At 67.4% G+C, this 24232-nt stretch carries 16 protein-coding genes; 12 read left to right on the top strand and 4 right to left on the bottom strand.

Features of this window, described 5'->3' with window-relative positions:
• Positions 1-95: 95 nt before the first annotated feature.
• The 8 genes from hemE (at position 96) to hemL (ending at position 8924) form a co-directional block, all read left to right on the top strand.
• The gene (gene hemE, locus ABEA06_RS12300; protein WP_303382204.1) at positions 96-1247 is read left to right on the top strand and encodes a uroporphyrinogen decarboxylase; all 1152 of its coding nucleotides are present in this window, start codon (positions 96-98) and stop codon (positions 1245-1247) included.
• Positions 1244-2737 (top strand): protoporphyrinogen oxidase, encoded by a 1494-nt coding sequence (gene hemG / locus ABEA06_RS12295; protein ID WP_345311657.1) that lies wholly within the window; start codon positions 1244-1246, stop codon positions 2735-2737. Before hemE ends, hemG begins: the two co-directional genes overlap by 4 nt.
• 39 nt (positions 2738-2776) lie before the next feature.
• Positions 2777-3502 carry a hydrogen peroxide-dependent heme synthase gene (gene hemQ / locus ABEA06_RS12290; RefSeq protein ID WP_345311656.1) on the top strand — a complete coding sequence of 242 codons (726 nt, stop codon included), beginning with the start codon at positions 2777-2779 and terminating at the stop codon, positions 3500-3502.
• Positions 3503-3504: 2 nt separating this feature from the next.
• Entirely contained in the window at positions 3505-4719 is a 1215-nt protein-coding gene (locus ABEA06_RS12285; protein WP_345311655.1) for a ferrochelatase, read from the top strand.
• Positions 4716-5651: a hydroxymethylbilane synthase gene (gene hemC, locus ABEA06_RS12280; protein ID WP_303382208.1), complete on the top strand. Its 936-nt coding sequence runs from the start codon at positions 4716-4718 to the stop codon at positions 5649-5651. The genes ABEA06_RS12285 and hemC overlap by 4 nt, the downstream gene beginning before the upstream one ends.
• A complete protein-coding gene (locus ABEA06_RS12275; protein ID WP_345311654.1) occupies positions 5651-6517 on the top strand; it encodes a uroporphyrinogen-III synthase in 867 nt (288 codons plus the stop codon). The genes hemC and ABEA06_RS12275 overlap by 1 nt, the downstream gene beginning before the upstream one ends.
• Positions 6514-7521, top strand: coding sequence for a porphobilinogen synthase (hemB, locus tag ABEA06_RS12270; RefSeq protein ID WP_303382210.1), 1008 nt, complete (start codon positions 6514-6516; stop codon positions 7519-7521). The genes ABEA06_RS12275 and hemB overlap by 4 nt, the downstream gene beginning before the upstream one ends.
• Positions 7522-7604: 83 nt before the next feature.
• A complete protein-coding gene (gene hemL / locus ABEA06_RS12265; protein ID WP_345311653.1) occupies positions 7605-8924 on the top strand; it encodes a glutamate-1-semialdehyde 2,1-aminomutase in 1320 nt (439 codons plus the stop codon).
• A gap of 130 nt (positions 8925-9054) precedes the next feature.
• Here the strand turns inward: hemL and ABEA06_RS12260 are convergent, their stop codons facing one another.
• Positions 9055-9876 carry a 3'-5' exonuclease gene (locus ABEA06_RS12260; RefSeq protein ID WP_312395560.1) on the bottom strand — a complete coding sequence of 274 codons (822 nt, stop codon included), beginning with the start codon at positions 9874-9876 and terminating at the stop codon, positions 9055-9057.
• Between the two features lie 70 nt (positions 9877-9946).
• Between ABEA06_RS12260 and ABEA06_RS12255 the strand changes: the two genes are divergently transcribed.
• Both ABEA06_RS12255 and ABEA06_RS12250 read left to right on the top strand, forming a co-directional pair.
• Positions 9947-13342: a PD-(D/E)XK nuclease family protein gene (locus ABEA06_RS12255; protein WP_345311652.1), complete on the top strand. Its 3396-nt coding sequence runs from the start codon at positions 9947-9949 to the stop codon at positions 13340-13342.
• Positions 13339-16815: an ATP-dependent helicase gene (locus ABEA06_RS12250; RefSeq protein ID WP_345311651.1), complete on the top strand. Its 3477-nt coding sequence runs from the start codon at positions 13339-13341 to the stop codon at positions 16813-16815. The genes ABEA06_RS12255 and ABEA06_RS12250 overlap by 4 nt, the downstream gene beginning before the upstream one ends.
• Positions 16816-16870: 55 nt before the next feature.
• On the opposite strand, the gene ABEA06_RS12245 is transcribed toward ABEA06_RS12250, so the two are convergent.
• Positions 16871-17971 (bottom strand): macrolide 2'-phosphotransferase, encoded by a 1101-nt coding sequence (locus ABEA06_RS12245; protein WP_345311650.1) that lies wholly within the window; start codon positions 17969-17971, stop codon positions 16871-16873.
• 94 nt (positions 17972-18065) lie between these two features.
• On the opposite strand from ABEA06_RS12245, the gene nudC reads away from it, so the two are divergent.
• Positions 18066-19049: an NAD(+) diphosphatase gene (nudC, locus tag ABEA06_RS12240; protein WP_303382216.1), complete on the top strand. Its 984-nt coding sequence runs from the start codon at positions 18066-18068 to the stop codon at positions 19047-19049.
• Between the two features lie 4 nt (positions 19050-19053).
• A complete protein-coding gene (locus ABEA06_RS12235; RefSeq protein WP_345311649.1) occupies positions 19054-20850 on the top strand; it encodes an ATP-dependent helicase in 1797 nt (598 codons plus the stop codon).
• Positions 20851-20897: 47 nt separating this feature from the next.
• Here ABEA06_RS12235 and ABEA06_RS12230 read toward each other — a convergent pair whose 3' ends face one another.
• Both ABEA06_RS12230 and ABEA06_RS12225 read right to left on the bottom strand, forming a co-directional pair.
• Positions 20898-22589, bottom strand: coding sequence for an SDR family NAD(P)-dependent oxidoreductase (locus ABEA06_RS12230; RefSeq protein WP_345311648.1), 1692 nt, complete (start codon positions 22587-22589; stop codon positions 20898-20900).
• On the bottom strand, positions 22586-24064 hold the full coding sequence (locus ABEA06_RS12225) for a flavin-containing monooxygenase (protein ID WP_303381696.1): 1479 nt from the start codon (positions 24062-24064) through the stop codon (positions 22586-22588). The genes ABEA06_RS12230 and ABEA06_RS12225 overlap by 4 nt, the downstream gene beginning before the upstream one ends.
• Between the last annotated feature and the right edge of the window lie 168 nt (positions 24065-24232).

Raw genomic sequence — 24232 nt, 5'->3', positions numbered from 1 at the left:
GTGTACTCAGCATAACCATGCCGCACGCAGGTTGCTCGGACGCGGACAGTTCGTCAATAAAACTCCCATCTTTCCTTGGCACAATGGGAAGCACTATGACTTCCCAGGATTTCCGCGCCGCCGCGCCCAGCGACCCCGCACACCGAACTGAGCCCACCGAGCAGCAGTCGTGGGATCAACGCATTGCAGCATTGAGCTCGGACCACCCGCTCAAGCGTGACGAGATTGCCAACTCCGCGCTGATCCGTGCGCTGCGCGGGTTGGACGCTCCCCATACTCCGGTGTGGTTCATGCGACAGGCGGGGCGGTCGCTTCCCGAGTACCGCGAAGCACGCGTGGGGACCGGCATGTTGGAGGCCTGCCTCACCCCCGAGCTCGCCGCCGAGATCACCGTGCAGCCGGTGCGCCGTCACAAGGTGGACGCCGGCATCTTCTTCTCGGACATCGTGGTCCCCATGAAGCTCGCCGGTGTGGGCGTGGACATCGTGGCCGGCCGCGGGCCCGTCCTGGACGAGCCCGTCCGCACCGCCGCCGACGTCGCCGCGTTGCCAGAGCTTCCCGATGCCGCCCTCGATCCCATTCGAGAGGCCGTCTCCCGGACCGTCGAACTCCTGGGTGGCACTCCCTTGATCGGTTTCGCCGGCGCCCCGTTCACGATCGCGGCGTACGCGGTCGAGGGGGGACCGTCCCGGGATCACTTGCGTCCGCGCACCATGATGCACGCGGACCCCCAGGCCTGGGACGCCCTGGCACAGTGGGCCGCTCGAACCTCCGGTGCGTTCCTGCGCGCTCAGGTCGAGGCCGGTGCGTCCGCGGTGCAGCTCTTCGACTCGTGGGCCGGATCATTGTCGCTGGCTGACTACCTGGAACACGTCCAGCGGCACTCCGCGGACGCCCTGGCCGCGGTCGCGGATCTCGGTGTGCCGCGCATTCACTTCGGCACCGGCACCGGGGAGCTGCTGGCCGCCATGCGGGATGCCGGCGCGGACGCCGTGGGCGTCGATTACCGCATCCCCCTGGACACTGCCGTGGAGCGGGTCGGAAAGCGTACGGTGGTACAAGGCAACATCGACCCCGCGTTACTGGCTGCCCCTTGGCCGGTGTTGCGCGACCACGCTCGCGACGTTCTGCGCCGCGGCCAGAGCGCGCTCGCACACGTGGTGAATCTCGGTCACGGTGTTCCTCCGGAAACCGACCCGGAGGTATTGACCAAGCTGGTGGCCTTCATTCATGAGGAGACGCAGTGACTTCTTCGCCCGGTGCAACGCAGACCGGCACTCAACGCAAGGCCCGCACGGCCTTGGTCGTGGGTGGTGGCGTTGCCGGTTTGACCGCGGCGCGGGATCTTGCGGTCGCCGGATTGCGCGTGACGCTGGTAGAAGCCGCCGATCACTTCGGTGGCGCGGTGGGCGCCCACGAAGTAGCCGGTCTGGTCCTCGACTCCGGGGCGGAGTCCTTCGCCACTCGCTCCGACGCCGTTCCCCAACTACTCGAGGACCTGAACCTCAGCGACCGGGTGGTCACCCCGAATCCCTCCGGCTCATGGTTGTACCTGCCCGAGGGGGCCATGCCGGCACCCAACAGCGGGGTGCTGGGAATCCCCGCCGATCCCGCGGCGCCGTCCTTGCGGTGCGCACTGGGTCGTTCCGGAATGGCCCGGGCGCGCATGGACAGGGTGCTGCCCGCCTCCGTGGGCGCGGGAGAGCGGTCGCTGGGTGCGCTGGTCCGTGCCCGGATGGGCCAGCGTGTGCTCGACCGGCTCGTGACGCCCTTCGTCTCCGGCGTGTACTCGACCCACCCCAATGACCTGGACGTGGACACAGTGGCCCCCGGGCTGCGCAATGGCCTCCGCGAACACGGAAGCCTGTGCGCGGCCGCCGGCGCGCTACGCGCGAAAAGTCCCGCCGGTGCCAACGTGGCGAGCCTGGACGGCGGCATGAATCAGCTCAGCGAGCGTTTGGTGCGCGACGTGGAAGCACGCGGGGTCAAGATCGTGACCGATTACGACGTGATTGCGTTGGACCGCGATCCCCGCCGTCCGGGGTGGATGGTCATCCAGCGGCAACCCGCAAACGGGGACAAGACCGCGGTGGCCCGCGGTGAACTGTTGGTCATGGCCGCGGACGGCCCCACCACGGTGCGGTTGATGGGCGGGCACTTACCCGATTCGCAGCGGTACTCCCCGAAGACGGGGCCCCGGGTGGCCCTGGCCACCCTGGTGCTCGACTGCCCGGAGCTCGACGGCGCCCCGCGCGGGACCGGCCTGCTGGTCAGTTCCGATGTGGAAGAGGTCCGCGCCAAGGCCCTGACACACTCGAGCGCCAAATGGGCGTGGGTCCAGCGCGAGGCCGGCGAACACCGCCACGTGCTGCGGTTGTCCTACGGCCGCGCCGACTCCGACCACGACTCGGTACCGCCAGAGGTTGCGCTGCCGGACGGCCACCTCATTTCTCTCGCGCTCAGCGATGCGCGCACCCTGATGGGCGTGCACATCGGCCCCGAGCAACTGATTGGCGCGGACGTGGTGCGATGGCACGCCGCCCTGCCGCGCACGGACGTGGGGCACAGCACGCGCGTGGCCGAGTTCCGCGGGGCGATCAGGGACATCCCCAACGTGATCGCCGTGGGCGCGTGGCTGTCCGGGACCGGACTGGCCGCCGTCGTGACCGATACGCGGCAGCAGGTCGCGAAACTGCTACGCAACCACGGGTACGACCACCCCGCAAAGCGTGATTAAGACTTCAGCCATGATTCGAGCATCGAAAGGACACACACGATGAGTGAGCACGTACACGCGGCACAGCAGTCCGCCGTCGACACGGAGGCAAAGAACGAGGAGAAGCTGTACTGGGCCGTCTACACCGTGCTGGAGCGCACCGGAGACCGCACCCCGGACGCCGATTCCGAGGCCAACCAGGCCGAGTTCGATCGCCTGGTCCAGGAACTGTCCGGGGACAACGTGACGGTGCGCGGCGTGTACGACGTATCGGGGATGCGCGACAACGCGGACCTCATGGTGTGGTTGACCGGTGACGAGGCGGACGTGTTGCAGGAAGCTGTGCGCAAGATCCGGCGCCAGCCGCTGCTGGGTGGTACCCGGCAGGTGTGGAACGCCATGGGCGTGCACCGCGACGCAGAATTCACCCGCAACCACGCGCCGTCGTACGCGCGCGGTATCGCCCCCGAGAAGTGGGTGTGCGTCTACCCGTTCGTGCGCTCCTACGAGTGGTACTACATGAACTCCGAACGCCGTTCCGAAATGCTCAAGAACCACGGCATGAAGGCCCGCGACTACCCGCAGGTGCTGGCCAACACCATTGCGTGCTTCGGGCTCAACGACTTCGAGTGGCTGCTGGCCCTGGAGGCCCCCGAGCTCGTGGACCTGGTGGACCTGATGCGCGAGTTCCGCAACACCGAGGCTCGGTTGCACGTGCGCGAGGAGACCCCGTTCTACACGGGGCGCCGGATCGGGACGGCCGAGATCGCCGAGGTGCTGCGCTGAGCATGACACCCACCGACCAGCAAACCACCAATGCCCTGAGCGCCGCTCGGGCCGCTGAGCCTCGTCCCTTCGACGCCGTGATCCTCTCGTCCTTCGGTGGCCCCGAGGGCCAGGAAGACGTGATCCCGTTCCTGCGCAACGTCACCCGTGGTCGCGGCATCCCGGACGAGCGCCTCGAAGAAGTGGCTACTCATTACCGCGCCAACGGAGGCGTGAGCCCCATCAACGCCCAGAACCGTGCGCTGCGTGACGCGCTGGAAGCGGAGCTTCGCCGCCGCGGGGTGGAAGTTCCCCTGTTGTGGGCCAACCGCAACTGGGCCCCGTACGTGGCCGATGTGCTCACGGAGTGCAACGACCGCGGCTACAAGGACCTGTTGATCCTGGCCACCAGCGCGTTCTCCGGGTATTCCAGCTGCCGCCAGTACCGCGAGGACTACGGAATGGGGCTGGAGGAACTCGGCCTGGCGGACACCCTGCACGTGGAAAAGGTCCGCCCGTATTTCGACGAGATCGGGTTCCTGACCCCCTCGGTCCAGGGTCTGCGGGATGCCTTGGCGGCGCTGCGTGAACGCGTGGGGGAGGGCGCCCTGGAGGTGCTCTTCACGACCCATTCCGTCCCGGACACCGATGCCCACGCTTCCGGTTCTGAACGCATCGAGTTCGAGGAGAACTCCGCGTACGTGGCCCAGCACCTGGCCGCGTCACGCTGGATCGTGGCGCAACTCGGCGACGCCATGGACAACGTGAACTGGCAGCTCGTCTACCAGTCCCGCTCCGGCCCGCCGCAGATCCCGTGGCTCGAACCGGACATCTGTGACGTGATCGAGACGCTTCCCGAGTCCGGGGTCCGGGGTGTGGCCGTGGTGCCGGTGGGCTTCGTGTCCGATCACATGGAGGTCATGTGGGACCTCGACACCGAGGCCAAGGACGCCGCGGCCGAGGCCGGTATCGCCTTCGAACGAGTGGCCACCGCGGGAACGCACCCCGCGTTCGTGGGAGCGCTCGCGGACGCCATCGAACAGCGGCTCGGTACCGAGACGGCACCGCCGCGCGTCTCGGCGTGCGGGGAGGGAACCTGGTTCGACAACTGTCCCGCGGACTGCTGCAAGAAGATCCTGCGCGGCCAGTCGGCACCGCGGCCCACCGTGGCACAGACCCCGCTGGATCAACCCATAGCCGTGGGCATGGACGATCAGGGCGAGGTGATGTACCGGTGACCGAGAGCACCTTCAGGGTCGGAACGCGTGGTTCCCAACTGGCCATGACGCAGACCGGTTACGCGGCAGACGCCGTGGGAGCGGCTGCGGGTCTGAGCCCCCAACTGATCACCGTGCGCACCGAGGGTGATGTGCTGACCGGGCCCTTGTCGCAAATGGGCGGCACCGGAGTCTTCGCGACCGCGTTGCGCGCTCGACTGTTGGATCGCGATGTGGATTTGGCGGTGCACTCCCTCAAGGACCTGCCCACCGCGCCGGTTCAGGGCCTGGTCATCGCGGCGCTTCCCGAGCGGGAGGACCCGCGCGATGCCCTGTGCGCCCGCGACGGTCTCGCCCTGGACGAGCTTCCGCAGGGTGCGTCGGTGGGCACGGGATCGCCGCGCCGAGTGGCCCAGTTGCGGGCGCTGCGTCCCGATCTGAAAATTGTCGATATCCGCGGCAACGTGGGCACGCGTCTCAACCGAGTGGCCCCGGGCGACCTGGACGCGGTGGTGCTGGCGGCGTCGGGGTTGAAACGGTTGGGTCTGGAGGGCCGGATCACCGAATACCTGGATCCGCAACGAATGCTGCCCGCACCGGGACAGGGTGCCTTGGCCCTCGAGGTCTCGAGCGAACTCGCCGAGGACTCGCCCCTGGCCCGCGGACTGGCCGCCGTGGACGACCTGCCCACCCGACTGGCCGTCACGGCCGAACGTGCTGTGCTGGCGCGCCTGGAGGCCGGTTGCGCGGCCCCGGTGGGAACCTACGCCCGCGTGGTCGGCGGTGATCTCCACCTGGACGTGGTGGTCGCCAATCCGGACGGCACCGAGGTCATGCGCCGATCGGAAGCCACGGACGAACTGTCCGTGGACGCAGCGGCCGCCCTGGGAGTGCGGATCGCGGATGAACTCTTGGCCGCCGGCGCCGATCGATTGGCGCGGTTGACCCTGTGATGTCCCGCGTGTTGGTCACCCGCGATCCTGCTTCGTCCCGTGAACTCACGGGGCTGCTGCGGGACCGCGGGTACAACGTGCGCGTGGCCCCGCTGCTCGAGGCACAGCTGCCGGAGGACACCACTGCCCTGCGGTGCGTGCTCGAGCGGGCCGCTCGCCCTCAGGTTCCCACGTGGCTCACCGTCACGTCCGCGAACACGGTGTTGGCACTGGCTGCGGTGGCTTCCGATCCGGGGTGGGGTGGTGCCCTGGAACGAGCGCGGGCGAGCACACCCAGACTGTCCGTCGCAGCGGTCGGTCGCGCCACGGCGTCGGCCTTGCGCAAGGCAGGGATCGGCGTGGACTTCACCCCGCAGCGCGAACAGAGCGCCGCCGGAATGCTGGCCGAATGGCCCGACGCGTCCGCATCCACCGGGGAGGCAGCGTTGGTGCCCGCGTCGGAGCTCGCCTCGCCGACCCTGGCCGATGGGCTGACCGAGCGCGGCTACGAGGTCTCGACCGCCGTCGCGTACCGGATGGTCCCCGCACCTGCGGCCACACCCCTGCACCCGGACGTCGGCTCCGCGCAGGACCCACCCGTTCTGGCTGCCGACGCCGCTCGCGACCAGTGCGCGCGCGGCGAGTTCGGCGCGGTGGTGGCCACGGCGCCGTCGCGCGTTGCTGCCCTGCTGGACGACCAACCGCGACCGCCCGATGAGACGAAGTGGGTGGCCATTGGCGAGCCCACCGCCGCCGCGCTGCGCCTCCGCGGTCTTGCACCCGTTGTCGCCGACGATCCGAGTCCGGCAGCCCTGGTGGCGGCCGTGGATCGCGCCATGGAAGATGTACTCAAGATCACTAGTTCGACCGAGGAGAAAACATCGTGAGCTCACACGCACCGCTGTACGACCTGGTGTCACGCCCGCGCAGGCTCCGCACCAACCCGGCCATGCGCCGCTTTGCCGCGGAGAACCGTGTGCACCCGGCGGAATTGATCCTGCCGGCGTTCGTCAAGGAAGGCATCTCCAAGCCCGTGGAGATCCAGTCCATGCCCGGAGTGGTTCAGCACACCGTGGACTCGCTCAAGCGGGCCGCAGCGGAGGCCGTGGAGCTGGGATTGGGCGGCATCATGTTGTTCGGCATCCCGGAGACCCGTGACGCCGTGGGTTCGGCCTCCCTCGACGAGGACGGGATCCTGAACCACGCCATTGCTCAGGTGCGGGCGGAGGTGGGCGATGACATCGTGGTCATGTCCGACCTGTGCTTGGACGAATTCACCGACCACGGCCACTGCGGCGTGCTCGATGACAACGGCGTGGTCGACAACGACGAGACCCTGCGCATTTACGCCGAGATGGGCGTGGCCCAGGCTCAGGCCGGCGCGCACATGGTGGGTCCTTCCGGCATGATGGACGGTCAGGTGGGCGTGATCCGGGCCGCACTGGATTCCGCCGGCCACCATGACGTCTCCGTGTTGGCGTACTCCGCCAAGTACACCTCGGCGTTCTACGGGCCGTTCCGCGAGGCCGTGGATTCGGCGCTGACCGGGGACCGCAAGACCTATCAAATGGACCCGGCCAACCGCCGCGAGGCCCTGCACGAGCTGCAACTGGACCTGAACGAGGGCGCGGACATGGTCATGGTCAAGCCGGCCATGAGCTACCTGGACATCCTGCGCGACGTGGCCGAGGTGTCCCCGGTGCCCGTCTCCGCCTACCAGATCTCGGGTGAGTACGCGATGATCGAGGCCGCAGCGGGCAACGGCTGGATTGACCGCGACGCGGCGGTCAAGGAATCCGTGCTGTCCATCAAGCGCGCGGGAGCCAATTCGATTTTGACGTACTACGCCGCCGAACTGGCGCGCTGGTACCGCCAGGACAACGGGAACTAAGTCAGACTACCGCCGCGCGGGCCCAGACCGGCCGCGGCGCACGTGATCGGGGTGATGCCCGGTGGAAGGAACCAAGTAATCTCATGAGTGTCTCCCAAGAACTGTTCGACCGTGCCCAACGCGTGATGCCCGGTGGGGTGAACTCCCCGGTGCGCGCCTTCAACTCCGTGGGCGGAACCCCGCCGTTCATTTCCGCGGCCAAGGGCCCGTACCTGACCGACGTGGACGGCCGCGAGTACGTGGACCTGGTGGGTTCGTGGGGTCCGGCGCTGCTGGGCCACTCCCACCCCGTGGTGCTCGAATCGGTGCACGAAGCCGTGGAGCGCGGGCTGTCCTTCGGCGCGACCACGCGCGGAGAGACCGAGCTGGCCGAGCTGCTCGTGGATCGTGTGGGACCCGTGGAGGAGATCCGCATGGTCTCCACCGGCACCGAGGCCACCATGACCGCGCTGCGCCTGGCCCGCGGGTTCACCGACCGTGACCTGGTCATCAAGTTCGCCGGTTGCTACCACGGTCACGTGGACTCGCTCTTGGCCGAGGCCGGTTCGGGCGTGGCCACGTTGGCGCTGCCCGGCTCGGCGGGCGTGACCGAAGCGACGTCGTCCCAGACGCTGGTGCTGCCGTACAACGACGTGGCTGCCCTGGAACGGGCGTTCGCGGATCACCCGGGTGAGATCGCCGCGGTGATCACGGAGGCCGCCCCCTGCAACATGGGCGTGGTGACCCCGGAGAACAACTTCAACGCCGAGATCCGCCGCGTGACCCGCGACAACGGTGCGCTCATGATCTTTGACGAGGTGCTCACCGGTTTCCGCGTGCACGAGGCCGGCTACTGGGGCCTGAGCAACGAGGCCGAGGGCGGCTGGGCCCCGGACCTGTTCACGTTCGGCAAGGTGATCGGCGGCGGCCTGCCCACCGCGGCACTGGGTGGTCGCGCGGACGTCATGAATTACTTGGCGCCCATCGGTCCGGTCTACCAGGCGGGCACGCTGTCCGGTAACCCGATCGCCATGGCGGCCGGGCTGGCCACGCTCAAGTGCGCCGATCGCATTGCCTACCAGACGATCGATCGTCGTTCCGAGCAACTACGGGACGCCCTGGGTTCGGCGATGGACGCCGCGGGGGTGGACTACTCGATTCAGGAAGCGGGCAACCTCTTCTCGATCGCGTTCGGTACTCGCGACACCGGTGTGCACAATTACGCGGATGCCAAGGCGCAGGAGGCCTTCCGCTACACCCCGTTCTTCCACGCAATGCTGGAGGCCGGCGTGTACCTGCCCCCGTCGGTCTTCGAGGCGTGGTTCCTGTCCGCGGCCCACGACGACTCGGCCATGGACCGGATCATTTCTGCCCTGCCGACCGCGGCTCAGGCCGCCGCGGAGGCGCAGCCCGAGCAGCGCTGATTCTCGGTCCGCGGGTGGCACGCCATGTGATGAGGCCTTACTGCACGGTAGAGCGGTCTACCGTGCAGTAAGGCCTCATTGGCTGGTGACTCGTTTTCAAGGGCTCCCGCGGCTTGGCGCTGACGGTTGGTCAGCCCCGCGGGTGGACCGGCCAGGTGCCGTCCACCACGGCGTCCGGATCGCGGCGTCGGAAATATTCTTGCAGGGAGGCCGCCTGTTCGGCGGCCCAGCCGATCTGCGCGTGGTGGAGTTCGCTCGCCGAGGTCTGTAACTCGCCGAACTTCTGCGCCATGGCGGCGGCCAGCCGCTCGGTGGCCAGGGCGTCCGCCGCCGAGGTGTGGGCGGCGTCCAGGACCACGCCGTACTCCTCGCACAGCGCACCCAGCGTGCGTTTGCCCTTGCGGAACCGGTGGACCTGCTTGTTGAGGATGAACGGGTCGAGCACCGGGAACGGCTGGGCCCCGGGGACCTCGTGACGCTCGCACTCCCTGGCCAGCACGGTCAGATCGTAGGCGGCGTTGAACGCGAGCACGGGCGTACCGTCCGTCCACAGTTCGCTCAGCACGGTGGTCAATTCGGCGACGACGTCGCTCGCGGACTGACCCTCGGTCCGCGCCTTCTCGGTGCTGATGCCGTGGACCGCGGCCGCGGCCTCCGGGATCTCCACGCCGGGATCGGCGAGCCACTCCCACTCCTCGAGCACCGTACCGTCCGGGGCAACGAGCACCACCGATGCCGTGACGATGCGGGCGGTCTGCGGATCGCGCCCGGTGGTTTCCAGATCGAAACACGCCCTGGGGAGTTCGGTCCAGGGCGTTGCGGGGTCGATGTCGAACAGCGTGTCCTGCACGGGATTCTCCGCGGTTGTTGTGCCCTCCGGAGCTCGGACGGTTTCGGGTACGTCGAAGAGAGCCGGCTGTTCTTGCGAAGAGTGGTGCTGCGGGGAAGGCATGGCCATCACGCTACCGGCTCGGCCCGTGAGTGTTGTTATGCGTGTCCGCCGGGCGTGATGTGATGGGAACATGCAGATGCAGCACGAGACCCCATGGCGGATTCTTCCGCCGCGCACCGTGACGGGGAGGGGCCGGGAGTTCATTCCGGACGCGCACCAGCGGGCCGTGATCGAGCTGGAACCGGGGCACGGGCCGGTGCTGGTGCTGGGTGCTCCGGGAACCGGGCGATCGAGCACGGTCGTGGAATTCGTGGTGCATCGTCTGGCGGCGGGTGCGGATCCGCAGTCACTGTTGGTGTTGGCGCCGTCTCGAACCCAGGCCGCGGAACTGCGCGATGCCATCAGTGAACGGGCGGCAGCGACCATCAGCACGCCACTGGTCAGGGCCTGGCAGGCGTATGCGTTCGACCTGCTGCGTCGAGCTCATGGGAAGGGGTTGCTACCCGGTGTCGTCGAGGCACCCGTGCTGCTGTCGGGGCCCGAACAGGATGCATTCATTGCTGACATGATGCGCGGGCACACCGCGGGACACGGGACGGGAATGGTGTGGCCTCCCGATCTGGATCGTGCCTTGCAAACCCGCGGATTCAGGGGACAACTGCGCGAACTGTTCGACCGGATGAACGAATATCGTATGCCCCCGGAACAACTGGCCCGGTGGGCGGAACCTCTGGGGCACCCGGAATGGCGCACGGCTGCGGCCTTTCGTGCGGAGTACCAGCAAGTGCGTGCGCTGCGGATGCCCAACGCCTTCGACCCGTCCGCGCTCGTGGACCGGGCCGCCAGGGTGCTCGAGGAGAACCCCGAGTTCCTCGAGGAGGAACGTGCGCGATTGGCCGTGGTCCTGGTGGACGACCTTCAGGAGGCCACGCCATCCGTCCACCGCATGATCGGTGTACTGACGCGCGGAGCGGATGCCATCTACACCGCCAACCCGGATACCACCGTGCAAGGATTCCGAGGTGCCCGACCGGACCTGCTGCGGACTCTTGGGGACCGAGTCGGGACGGATCGGTACCCACTGCAGCGGAGGTCACTGGAGCTCACGCACAGGCTCCCCGCGAAGATCAATCAATCGTGGCAGCGGGTCTCCCGGGCCATTTCGGTGGTGGCAGGGGCCCGGACCAACCGAGCACCGGAATCGCCGGGGGAGGACCCTGGTTCGGTGCGCGCGGTGGTCTTCGACTCGCCCACTGCTCAGGCCCGATGGTGCGCGGACCATTTCCTGCGGCTGCATGTATTGGGAGGCGTGCCCTACCGGGAGATGGCGGTGATTGTACGCAGCGGCGCCCAGCTGTCCGAACTGACGCGGCAGTTGGCGTCCCTGGGTGTCCCCACCACATCCTCCGCGGCGGAAACCCCGTTGCGCGAGGAACCGGCCGTGATACCCCTGCTCAATGCGCTGCGGCTGTTGCTGGATGCCGAGCAGGCAGGCGTTGAAGTCGATACGGATGAGCCCCAGGGCACCGCGGCCGGTGATGAGCGGCCACGGTTGCTCACCGCAGAAGCAGCCGTGTCATTGCTGACATCACGGCTGGGGGGCGCGTCACCCATGGATGTGCGTCGTATCCGGCAGCGGCTGCGGGTCCATGAGCTGAGCAGCGGCGGTGGCCGCACCAGTGACACCCTGCTGGTCGAGGCCCTGACCCACGGTGTGCTGCTCGAGGCCGCCGGAGTGCGATCGGGCCCGGCCCATCGGATCGCGGACATGTTGCAGGCGGGCCAAGAGGCGTTGGCCGTACCCGGTGCCACCGCCGAATCGGTGTTGTGGGCGCTCTGGGATGCGTCCGGGGTGGCCGAGCCGTGGCGGCGGCGGGCTATTTCGGGTGGCGCGGATTCGGTGCGAGCCGATCGCGATCTGGACGCCGTAGTGGGCCTCTTCGAGTCCGCCGAACGTTTTGTGGACCAGGTTCCCGGAGCCACCGCTCAGGCCTTCATGGACTACATGGAGCACCAAGAACTGCCCATGGACACCCTGGCCGCTCGCGCCCCGGCCGAGGACAACGTGTCGATCCTGACTCCGGCGGGATCCGCGGGCCGGGAATGGGAACACGTGGTCGTGGCCGGGGTGCAGCAGGGTGTGTGGCCCAACACGACCCTGCGTGGCCAGTTGCTCGGAACGGACGTCCTCACCGATGCCTTGGACTTCGGGGTGGAGCAAGCCGCGCGGATCGGACCACTGGACCGGCTGCGACAAGTGCGCTTCGATGAACTGCGTCAGTTCGCCACGGCGGTGTCACGCGCGAGCTCCTCGCTCGTCGTCTCGGCGGTCTCCAATCAGGACGAGCAGCCGTCCGAGCTGTTGGACCTGGTGGCCTCCGGATGGGACGGTGAGGACTCGGGTATCGAGCTCGAACACCTGGCTGCTCCCGTGCCACTGACCCTGCGCCAACTGACAGGTTCGCTACGACGCACGGTTTTCGCTGCGGATGAGGCCCCCGAATTGGGGGAAGCGGCGGCACGGCTGCTGCATGAGTTCACATCGCTTTCGGAACCCGTGCGCGGGGCGGATCCGAACGAATGGTGGGGGTGGGCACCGCTCAGCAGTGACGGGCCCTTGTTCGCCCCGCACGAGCCCATTCCGGTGTCACCCTCCAAGATCGAAACCATTCACCGCTCGCCCCTGGACTGGTTCGTGAGCGAGGCCAAGGCCGAGGAGGTCACCGACTTCAGCCGCAGCCTGGGAACGCTCGTGCACGATATTGCCGAAACCATGCCGGACTCTCCGAGCACGGAGCTGATTGCCGAGCTGCGCCGCCGGTGGCCGAGCCTGGGCATGCCACCGGGGTGGGTCACCGATGCCGAATTGGAGCGTGCGGAGGCCATGTTGGGCAAGTTCGCGGAGTACGTGATCAATGCGCGTAAGGACGACGGTCGAGAGTTGGTCGGTGTCGAGGGGAGCTTCCACGTGCTGGTGCGGGGCGCCGCCCGGGATGCTCTGTTGCGCGGTCGGGTGGACCGGCTCGAGGTTGATTCCCACGGCCATCATGTGGTGGTCGATCTCAAGACAGGGAAGTCCCAACCGGTGGGCAAGAAGATCGAGAATCACCCGCAGCTGGGCGCCTACCAGGTCGCACTGCAAGCCGGGGCGGGCGAGCAGATGCGGCGCGAGGTCGAGCTCAGAGAAAAGGCTGCAGCCGTCGGTGAAGACCCGGAGGCAGCGGTACGGCACGCGGCCTCCGAGCCCATTGAGCTGCCCCAGGGAACTGTCATTGCCCAACCGGGCGGGGCACTGCTGGTGCAACTGGGAACGAGCGCCAAAAAGGTGGGAACCCAACACCAGCCGCCCCTGGACCCGGACCATGTTTGGGCCAGGGATCTCATTACGCGTGCCGCCGAGCTGGTTGCGGGAACGCGGTTCGAAGCACGGCATGATTCGGAACACGGATCCAGTTTTGGTTTACGGTGCACTCTGCCCTGGGTGTGTCCGTTGTGCGCAGAAGGTCGACAGGTGAGCGAACAATGACCACCCCCCAGTACTCTCCCTTCGACATTGCCGAGGCCCTGGGGGATTTCCCGCCCACCCAGCAGCAGGCCCAGGTCATTGCCGCTCCGCTGACGCCGCGGCTCGTGGTGGCCGGAGCGGGCTCCGGAAAGACGACCACCATGTCCGACCGCGTGGCGTGGTTGGTGGCCAACAAACTCGTGGAACCGGAACAGATCCTGGGCGTGACCTTCACCCGCAAGGCCGCCGGTGAATTGGCGGAGCGGATCCAAGGCAAACTACGCGGGCTGCGCCGCTCGGGACTGCTGGGTCCGGACGCGCAGCTGGCCACGGCCCCCCATCAGTCACCCTTCGCGCCCGAGCCCGGTGCCACGGAGGATCCCGCGGTGCCGCAGGAACCCACCGTGAGCACCTACCACTCCTACGCGAACTCTCTGGTGCGCAGCTACGGACTGCGACTCGGCGTCGAAGCGGACACCGTTCTGCTGGGACAGGCGCAAGCGTGGCAATTGGCGCACCGTCTGGTGGAGAGCTGGGACGGGCCGCTGCCGGAAAGCATGGCCGCCGTCTCCACGCTCACCGCCGGTTTGATGAGTCTGGCGTCGGAGTCCTCCGAGCACCTGGTAGCTCCGGCCCGTGTCGGTCAATGGGCCCACCAGTTCCGGATGAGCTGCGCGGACGTCCCACCCGTGGGGCGGAAGAAGAGCATTGGTAAGCCGGCCCAGGACGCCCTCAACCGTCTGGAAACCACGGAACTTCTCGCGCAGCTGGTCGAGCGGTTCCAACGGGCCAAGGCCTACGAGTCCGCCCTGGACTACGGCGACCTGTTGGCACTCGCGGCAGAGATCGTCAACGTCGATCCTCGAGCGTGTGCCACCGAGCGCGACCGGTTCAAGGTGGTCCTGCTGGACGAATTCCAGGACACCTCCCACGCCCAGCTCAAGTTGTTCTCCGGGCTGTTCGGTGAGGGTCACTGCGTCATGGCCGTGGGCGATCCGCAGCAGTCCATTTACGGGTTCCGCGGGGCATCGGCGGGACAACTGTTCAGCTTTGTCGAGAACTTCCCGCGCAGTAACGGCCAGTCCGCCGAGCCGGCAGCATTTGCGGATTCGAGTTTCCTCACCGTCGCGTGGCGCAACTGTCAGTCGGTCCTGGAGGTCGCCAACCGGATTGCCGCGCCCCTGCGAACGCCCCCGGAGTGGAACCGCTCCGCGAGTACCGTACAGGTTCCCCCGCTCGATGCCTCACCCCACGCCTCGGTGGGGTCCGTGCGGGTCAGCCGGTACGTCACGGACTCGCACGAAGCCCAGGCCACGGCGCGGGCCATAGCCCAACAGCGGGGAGCGCACGAGGGCCAGCCGCTGGAGGAGATGCCCACCATGGCGGTCCTGTGCAGAAAGCGAGCCCAGTTCGAACCGATCCGGTTGGAACTCGAAGCGTTGGACGTGCCCTACGAGGTGGTCGGGCTGGGCGGGTTGCTCAGCACCCCCGAGGTCGCTGACATCGTGGCCACGCTCTACGTCCTGACCGATCCGGGCCGTTCCGACGCCCTGGCCCGGTTGTTGGCGGGTGCTCGCTGGCGGATCGGCCCCAAGGACCTCGCGGCACTGGGAGACTGGGCGGGCCATCTCGAAACATCCCGCTCCCGTGCCGCCGCTGCCCGGGGGACCGAGCTCTCCGCGGAAGAGCTCGCCCAACTACCCGCGCAGGACCCTACGGAGACGGTGGCCGAGGGGGACATCGTGGACCGGGCCAGTCTGATCGAGGCCATTGAAACGCTGCCGTCGGACACCTGGGTGTCCCATCGTGGCCGTTCGATCAGCGCCCCAGCTCTGGGCCGGATGCGGCGGTTGGGTTCCGAGCTCAGTCACTTGCGGTCGGCGCTCGGGGATGAACTCACCTCCGTGATCCACGAGGTGGAAACGACCCTCGGTCTGGACGTGGAGTTGGCAGCGAACCCCGGAATGACGCCCGCTCAGGCGCGCAAGAACATCGACAGCTTTTACGACCAGGCCGTCCAGTTCAGCGCGACCACTCGCACGCACGACGTCGCAACGTTCCTTTCCTGGCTCGAGGCTGCCGCGCACGAGGAGAACGGGCTGGAGCTGCCCCCCGAGGACACCCGACACGACGCCGTACAGCTGCTCACCGTGCACGCGGCCAAGGGCCTGGAATGGGATCACGTGTATGTGCCGGGCATGAATCAGGGGGACTTCCCGTCCAAGAGAAAGTCCGCGTGGACCGGAGACGCCGCCAAACTGCCCTGGCCGCTGCGCGGTGATGCTCAGCAGTTACCGCAATGGAATGCCGATCCCACGGACGTGGAAACGTTCAAAGAATCCTTCGAACTCTTCCTGGAAGACGCGGGCGCGCACGACGAGGCCGAAGAACGTCGTCTGGCATACGTGGCGTGCACACGAGCCAAGACACTGCTCGAGCTCTCGTGCTCGGTGTTCCGTGGGACGGCCAAGACGGCACATGAGCCGTCGGTCTTCCTGGACGCCGTGCGAGCCATGACGGAGGAGTCCCACCCGGGAGTGGAACTGGGGGAGTGGGCGGAGGTGGAACCGGGCACCGAGAATCCGCAGGCGGACACCGTGGTGAGCGCTTTGTGGCCGTACGATCCCCTGGAAGGCCCGGAGATCGTCCGGAAGGAGCGCTCCGTGGACGGTCGGGAAAAGGTCACGGTCTCGACACCGGTGCACAGCGGGCGGCGTGCACGCATGGACCGCGCGGCACACGCGGTGCAGGCCGGTGGCTTCGATACTACCCGGGAGCTCACCGCGCAACACCTCGAAGAGGGGGAACACGGCGCAATGGTCACCCGATGGCGGCGAGAGGCGGAACTTCTTCTGGCCAAGCGCGATGCGGTGGAGCAGCGCAACACCGTGCACATGCCGTCACACGTGTCCGCGTCTGCGCTGGTGGCCATGGACACCAACCCTGAGGCGTTCATCATGGGACTGCGCCGTCCCATGCCCGCCCGCCCCGGTTCTGCCGCTCGTGCCGGCACCACGTTCCACACGTGGGTCGAGAACTTCTTCGGGGATTCGGCGATCTTCGACATGGACGAGTTACCCGGCGCGGATGACTATGTGGATGAAGAACTTGACCTTCCCGGGCTGGCCGAAACGTTCAAGAACAGTCAGTGGGCAAGCCGTCAGCCGTATGCCATCGAGTTACCCGTGGAGACACCAGTGGGTTCGGTGACCGTCCGCGGTCGCATTGACGCCGTCTTCCGCACGGACTCGGGTGGCTGGGAACTCATCGACTGGAAAACCGGGCGCGTGCCCCGGGGGAAGGACCTGCGCCGCAAGTCAGGGCAGCTGGCGCTCTACCGTCTGGCCTTCGCGCGGTTGCACGGCCTGGACCTGGCGGATGTCTCCGCCGCGTTCTACTACGTGAGCGAGGACAAGGAAGTTCGCCCGCATGATCTCGCGACCGACAAGGAATTGGAGGCCATTGTCGAGTCGATGTACTCGATGCACGGCTGAGCGGGCCCGCCCCACCGGGTGCGCTCTGCGCTCGACACTGCGTGCCGCCCAGGAGTCATTCCGCGGGGCGCGCAGCGGAGGGTTGGGCGGACCCGGACGGCACCGGCGTGGACATTTCCGGACCCGACTGCTCATCCTGCTCCTCGGGCTCCGCAGCGGGCGGCTCCGGGATCACCCCGGGCGCGGGAGAGCCGGTACGTTCCACGTCCAGGGTCAGGGTGTTGAGCATCCCCTCGGCGTCCTTGACCATGGATTCGACGCCGCGGTCCACCCCGCGCACCAGCCACTCGGCCAAGGCGAATTCCGCGGCCAGGTGCGCTCGGCGTAGGAGATGCCGGTCGGGCGGTTGAACTGCGGCCACCGAGTACGTCTCCAGCACGGTGTCCGCGAACTGGGAGTTCGCCATGCCCACGAGCCACGCAAAATCCACGGCGGGGTCACCCACGTGCAGATCGCTCCACCCGGTCAAGGCACCCAGCGCGCCCTCGTGCACGATCACGTTGTCCTCGTGCAGATCACCGTGCACCACGCGGGTCGAAAACCGCCACAGGGTGGTGTCCTCGAGCGCTTGCTCCCAGCGGCGCAACAGCTGGCCGGGGATCCGACCGGTTGCGGCGGCCCGGTCCAGATCGTGGAGCATGCGGCTGCGGCACTGCTCGGCGCTGTAGGCGGGCAGATCGGCGTCCATGACCAGGGCGCGGGGAAGTGAATGGACGGCCGCGAGTGCCCGGCCGACCTGGACGGCCAGGGCAGCGCGAGGTTCTGCGCTGGGCGCGGGCGCACGGGAAGGCGCCACGGGGTTCTCGTTCTGCCGGGACATCTCCACCAGGGTGAGCGTGGTGCCGGGCAGATGGGAGTACACGAATGTGCGCAGCCCGGATTGCTCAACCGAACCGACCACGCTGGGCAGATGGAAGGGGAGGTGCGCGCGAACCGATGGTGTGAAGGCCCCGAGGACCAGGTGCTCGGTCTCCAACCTGATGCTGGCCTCGGCATGGAGGGGGCTGCGAACACGCCACCGCTTATTCTGTGTGTCTTTGACCACGCACGACCGGAAGTCCGAATTGTCGTCGGGAGAAGGACCGGTCGCTACCGGGGCGATACCGGGCACGGCTGCGGCGGCAATGGCTGCGAGCAATTCGGGGGTCGTTCTCACCTCGTCCACACTACCGGCCGCGCCCTGAGCACGGGCACCACGGTTACCCACAGCCGCCGGGGAGCTACCGGGACACGCCGACTACAGTGGACGGGTGACTCCTTCCGAACCCAACACCTGGACACCCGACCGCACCGTGCCCGGCCTGGATCCCGGGGACCTGCCGTTTGCGGCGTCGGCCTTCGACCGCGACGCCGTGGACCGCGAACACCGGGACCTGCGAGCCGAGGCAGGTACCGATCCGTCGGCACGGGTGCTCGTCATGGTGGGTGGTGACGCGCCCGTGCGCGACGGGCACCTGGTGCTCGAGGAGTACGCCGCCGCCCCTGCCGCGAGCGGGGACCCCGCCCACCCGGACGTCTACCTGGGCAGGCTGCGCGGGGACGACGCACCGGTGCTGCTGCGCAGTTTTCCGGCGGGCGCGGAGGTCCCCGGCCAGAACGACGTCGTGCGGGCGGGTTTACGAACGTTGGGCACCGAACTCGAACCGGAGGAAACGTCCCTGCTGGTCACCGCGCAGTCGGTGGGCCTGTGGCACCGTGACCACCCGCGATGCCCGCGGTGCGGCACGGTGACCGAGGTGATTCGCTCCGGCTGGGCCCGGGAATGTCCCGAGGACCAGACGCTGCATTTTCCCCGCACCGATCCCGCGGTCATCGTTGCCATCACCGACGGCCATGAGGACCCGGAGCGCGAACGCATTCTGCTGGGCCGGTCGTCGCTGTGGGCGAGCAACCGCTACTCCACGCTGGCCGGATTCGTGGAGCCGGGCGAATCCGCGGAGCAAGCGGTGGTGCGCGAAATCTTCGAAGAAGCGGGCATCGTGGTGGGATCGGTGCATTACCAGGGCTCCCAGCCGTGGCCGTTCCCACGTTCGCTCATGCTCGGATTCCGAGCCGTCGCACACACCGTCGACTTCACGCCGGACGGTCAGGAAATCCTCGACTTGAGATGGTTCACCCGGGCGGAACTGAAGGCCGCGGCGGGGGAACGGGCCATTGTGCTCCCCGGCCGTATCTCGATCGCTCACGCCCTGATCGCGAGCTGGCTGGGCGAACCGATACCGGAAGGAGCCTGAACACATGGGGAGTGACGCATCCGCCGAAGAACGTATCCTGGGCGGCCTGGATCCCGAACAACGCGTGGTGGCCACCACCCTGCAGGGACCCGTGTGCGTGCGAGCCGGGGCGGGCACGGGCAAAACCCGCGCCATCACCCACCGCATTGCCTGGGGAATCGCCACCGGTGTTTACACACCCCAGAAAACCCTGGCGCTCACGTTCACCGCGCGGGCTGCCAATGAAATGCGGCAGCGCCTGCGTCAGCTGGGGGCCCCCGGTGTGCAGGCGCGCACGTTCCACTCCGCCGCGCTGCGGCAATTGCAGTATTTCTGGCCGCAGGCCGTGGGCGGGCCCCCGCCCGGTCTGGTCAATCACAAGGCCCGGTTGTTGACCGAAGCGGCCCAGGCCATGCGCCTGACCACCGACCGGGCCACCGTGCGCGACGTTGCGGGAGAGGTGGAGTGGGCCAAGGTCTCCATGCTCACCCCGGACACCTACGCCGCCGCGGCCGAGAAGCGCAGCATGCCCATGGGTTACGACGTACGCACCATGCAGCGGCTCTACCAGTCCTACGAGGATCTCAAGGCGGATCGCCACCTGATCGACTTCGAGGACGTGTTGCTCATCACCGTGGGCATCCTGGAGGAGGACGAGCGGATCGCCGCCGCCGTCCACTCCCAGTACCGTCAGTTCGTGGTGGATGAGTACCAGGATGTTTCGCCGCTGCAGCAACGGTTGCTCGATGCGTGGCTCGGGCAGCGGGACGACCTCTGCGTGGTGGGGGATGCCTCGCAGACGATTTACTCGTTCACCGGCGCGACCTCCCGGCACTTACTCGAATTCCCGTCCCGTCATCCGAATGCGCGCGTGGTGGAATTGATCCGCGACTACCGCTCGACTCCCCAGGTGGTCAACACGGCCAACCAGTTGCTCGCCGCGCGCCGACCCGCTGCCGGGTCCACCCCCGGAACCTGGGCCACGCCGCTCCAGCTGATCTCCCAGCGCCCGGCCGGTCCCGAGCCGTCCTGGAACGAATACCCGGACGACGAGGCCGAGGCCGCCGGGGTCGCCACGCGCATCCAGGACCTCATTGACGACGGCGTTCCCGCCCGGGAGATCGCCGTCCTGTTCCGCACCAACGGGCAATCCCAGGCCTTCGAGGCCGCGCTCGCCGATGTGAACATCGGCTTTCAACTGCGCGGCACCGAACGGTTCTTCAACCGCCCCGAGATCCGGCAGTCACTCGTGCAGATCCGGTCCGCGGCCAAAACACTGGGGGATGCTCCCGTCCAGGTCCCGCAGCAGGTCAGGGACATGCTCAGTTCCCTGGGTTATTCGGCCCGCGCGCCCCGCTCGGACAGTGCGACTCGTGCCCGGTGGGAGTCGCTGTCCGCGTTGGTGTCCCTGGCGGACTCCATGGCCCATCGTGCCTCGGACGAGGACGAGGAGTTCACCCTTCAGCAGTTCTCGGACGAGTTGGAACGGCGGGCCAAGGCTCAGGAGGCACCGGTGATGGACGGCGTGACACTGGCCTCGATGCACTCCGCCAAGGGCCTGGAGTGGGATGCGGTGTTTCTCGCGGGGCTGTCCGAGGGGCTCATGCCCATCTCCTTCGCGGAGACGGCGGACGGCGTGGACGAAGAACGCCGGCTGTTCTACGTGGGCATCACCCGCGCCCGCGAGCACCTCGTGCTGTCATGGTCCCTGTCTCGGACACCGGGGGGCCGGCCGACCCGATCACGCTCGCGGTTCCTGGACGCGATCTTGCCCGCGGGGTCCTCGAACGCCGCCCAGCGTAGGGCTCGCCGCGTCGGATGAGCGCGAAGACCGGGGCGTGATCAGCCGAGCTCCGGGGCCGCGATCGATTACCGGGTCTTGTGGAGTTGACGCGCCAGATAATGCCGATGATTGACGGGCATCACTCGTGAGATCACGTCCACCAGAACCGCCTTCCGTGTGATGAGCACACGTTCCCTCCGTTGCGCCACAGCGTCCACAATCTGCGCTGCGGCACGCTCCGGGGGCATGGTGAGGAAACGCGCAAACTGAGCACGCCGACGTTGCGCTTCCTCGTTGCCCAGGAGGGAGCCGGTGCGCGAGTTGCGGGCGATGTTCGTGGCGATCCCACCGGGGTGCACCACGCTCACGCCGATGCCCCGAGGAATCAGTTCGGACTGCAGGGCCAGGGTGAAGCCACGGATGCCGAACTTACTGGCCGCGTATGCGCTCTGCCCCGCCGGTGCCACCAGACCGTACAAGCTGGAGACGTTGACGATGTGTGCGCCGTGTTCCCGTTGCAGGTAGGGCAGGAACGACTTGGTCATGGCTATGGGTGCCCGCAGATTGATGGCAAGCACCCAGTCGAGGTCCGCCATCGAGATCTCATCCACTGTTCCGTTCAGGGCCACGCCCGCGTTATTGATCAGCAGACTCAACCGATGGTGCTCCGCGGCCACGGCCGCCGCCAGACCATCGAAGTCAACGGGCTGCGCCAGGTCCACCTCGTGGGTAGTGATGACCAAGCCCGGGTGTTGGCGGGTGAGTTCCGCCTTGACGGCATCGAGACCGGTCTTGTCCCGGTCCACGAGCGCAAGATCATTGCCGCGCTCGGCAAGGTTCATGGCGGTTGCGCGTCCAATGCCACTGGCCGCGCCCGTGATGACCGCGCTTCCAACACCGAACTGGAAGGGCTGGAGACCCCGGGGTTTCTTGCTCTCGGGGCTGAAGGACATGCTGTCTCCTTGATCGACGCCGTCCCAGAACTTCCGGGCCAGGCGAGCGAATTCATCGGCTTGTTCGATCTGCGGACCGTGACCCGTGTTCGGGAACCGGTGAGTGGCTGCGCGCAGCATCCGGGCCCCGCGCTTGAGATGCCGGAAGGGCAGGACGGCGTCTTTGTCGCCCCACACGATGAACGTGGGGATACCGGTGGCACGGACACGGGGCGTGAGCGCTCGCCGCCACCCACTCTTGACCCCGGCGACGGAGCCGAGCGAACGCAGCATGTCGAGAAAGGCTTCTGTGCCTCCCGGACGCTGTGCCAGGTCGAAACCACGCTGCACGCGGGCGGGCGTGGCGAAACGCGGGTCGTGATACATGGCGTGTTCGGACCGTTGAGACCCCTTGCGGCTGGGCCGCAGTAGTCGTTCGCCCACTCCGGGGATACTTGCCAACCGGAGAACGGGGCTCACCCCCCGGCCGAAGCCCGCCGAATTCGCCAGCAACAGACTGGACACGAGCCCGGGATGGTCCGCCGTCAACTGCATTGCCACTGCGCCCCCAAGACTGTTTCCACCCAGATGGACGGGGCCGATGTCCATGCCGCGAATGAAATCTGCCATCAGGTGGGCCAGATGCTCTAGCCGCATCCCGTGGGGTGGTGGTTGGGAAGCCCCGAATCCGGGGAGATCCACGCTCCACACCTGATAAAAATCACTCAGCCGCTCATGCTGGTCGTCCCAGTCCGAGAGGCTACGACCAATGCCGTGGATAAGGAGCACTGGTCTGCCCCGACCGGTGACGCGGTACCGGAGACCGTTCCACGTATCGGTGGTCATGAGTTCACCTCCGCTGCGGCATCGGATGTCATCGCGTAGTCGAGCTGGCTGTCCAGTTCGGTGCCCGGGCGGAACAACACACAGTCCCGGAGATAATTCTGTCGGACGAGCCACGCGCCGCGGCGGCCTTGGCGGGGCATCAAATGGGCGCCGCGTCGAACGTAGCCCGAAGCGAGGTCAAGGAGGGGACGCAGCTCAGACCTGGAGCCGGAATAACGAGGTGTGACCATCCGAGCGCCCTGCCGCTTCGCACGGTCCAGGACACGGCGGAAGTACCTCGTCACCAGGTCCACGCGCAGGGTCCAGGACGAGTTCGTGTACCCGATGGAGAAGGCCAGGTTGGGTACACCGTCGAGCATCATGCCTCGGTAGCTCACGCGGGTAGCGGGATCTATCGTTTCACCGTCCACCACGAGGTCCATGGTGCCGAAGAACTGCACATTCAGTCCCGTGGCCGTCACGATCACGTCCGCCGGCAGATGGCGCCCCGTGCCCAACATGATGCCGTCGGGGGTGAACCGCTCGATGGTGTCGGTTACAACCTCGGCCTGCCCGCAGCGGATGGCCTCGAAGAAGTCTCCGTCCGGTGCCGCACACAAGCGCTGGTCCCAGGGATCGTAATCGGGGGTGAAATGTTCGGCCACGGGGAAGGTAGGGCCCAAATGTCTGGCGACACCCTTGTGCAGCAATTCCCTCATGGCCCGGGGGCGGCGTCGGCTGTATTCATAGATCATCATGCCCCGCATGATGTTGCGCCACCGGTTGACTTCCCCGGCCACACGAGGGGGCAGCCACTTGCGCACTGTCATACCGGTCTCGTCCCGGCCGGGCACGGAGGCCACGTACGAGGGGGATCGTTGCACCATGCTCACGCGGGCGCCCAGCTCCGCCAGGGCGGGCACGAGCGTCACGGCCGTGGCTCCGCTGCCGATCACAACCACCCGCCGATCCGCCACTTCTAGGTTGTCCGGCCAGAGCTGCGGGTGAACCACCCGGCCCTGGAAGTCTCCGAGGCTGGGCCAGTCCGGGGTGAAGCCCTGGTCGTAGCGGTAGTACCCGGTGGCCATGAAGAGCCACCGCCCGGTCATCTGGGACACCTCGCCCGTGTGCTCGTTCTGGTAGGTGACGGTCCACGTGCATGCGTCGGAGGACCACTCGGCGCGTTGCGCCCGTTGACCGAAGCGGATGTTCTGCGTCACCCCGGCCTCATCGGCGGCCGTGCGGACGTAGGTCAAAATGGTCTCGCCGGTGGCCAAACTCCGATCCTCCGTCCACGGACGGCTGCGGTACCCGAAAGTAGCCATGTCCGAATCCGACCGGATTCCGGGGTAGCGGAACAGGTCCCATGTTCCACCCAAAGCATCCCGTGCCTCGAGAATGGCCACCGTGTGGGCGGTGCCCGCGAGTTCCCGTGCGGCCCCGATTCCCGAAATACCGGCGCCGATAATAATCACATCAACAGTGTGCGTTTCCATGGTGCCTTTCGACGCTCTGGTGGTGTCACCGCTCCACGCGGGGCCTGATCGTTCGGATTCGCCGCGTTCGGTGGGGGGAGAAGGTGGTTACTAACACGTGTTAGTAGATCGATGTCACAGTGTAACAGGTCACATTTACGGGGCGACGGGCCTGGCGGCGCCGAGCGT

It is taken from the genome of Kocuria gwangalliensis, assembly GCF_039544365.1.
GTDB lineage: Bacteria > Actinomycetota > Actinomycetes > Actinomycetales > Micrococcaceae > Kocuria > Kocuria gwangalliensis.
Note: the sequence above shows the minus strand (reverse complement) of the source record. Positions and strands in the feature narration are given on the sequence as shown.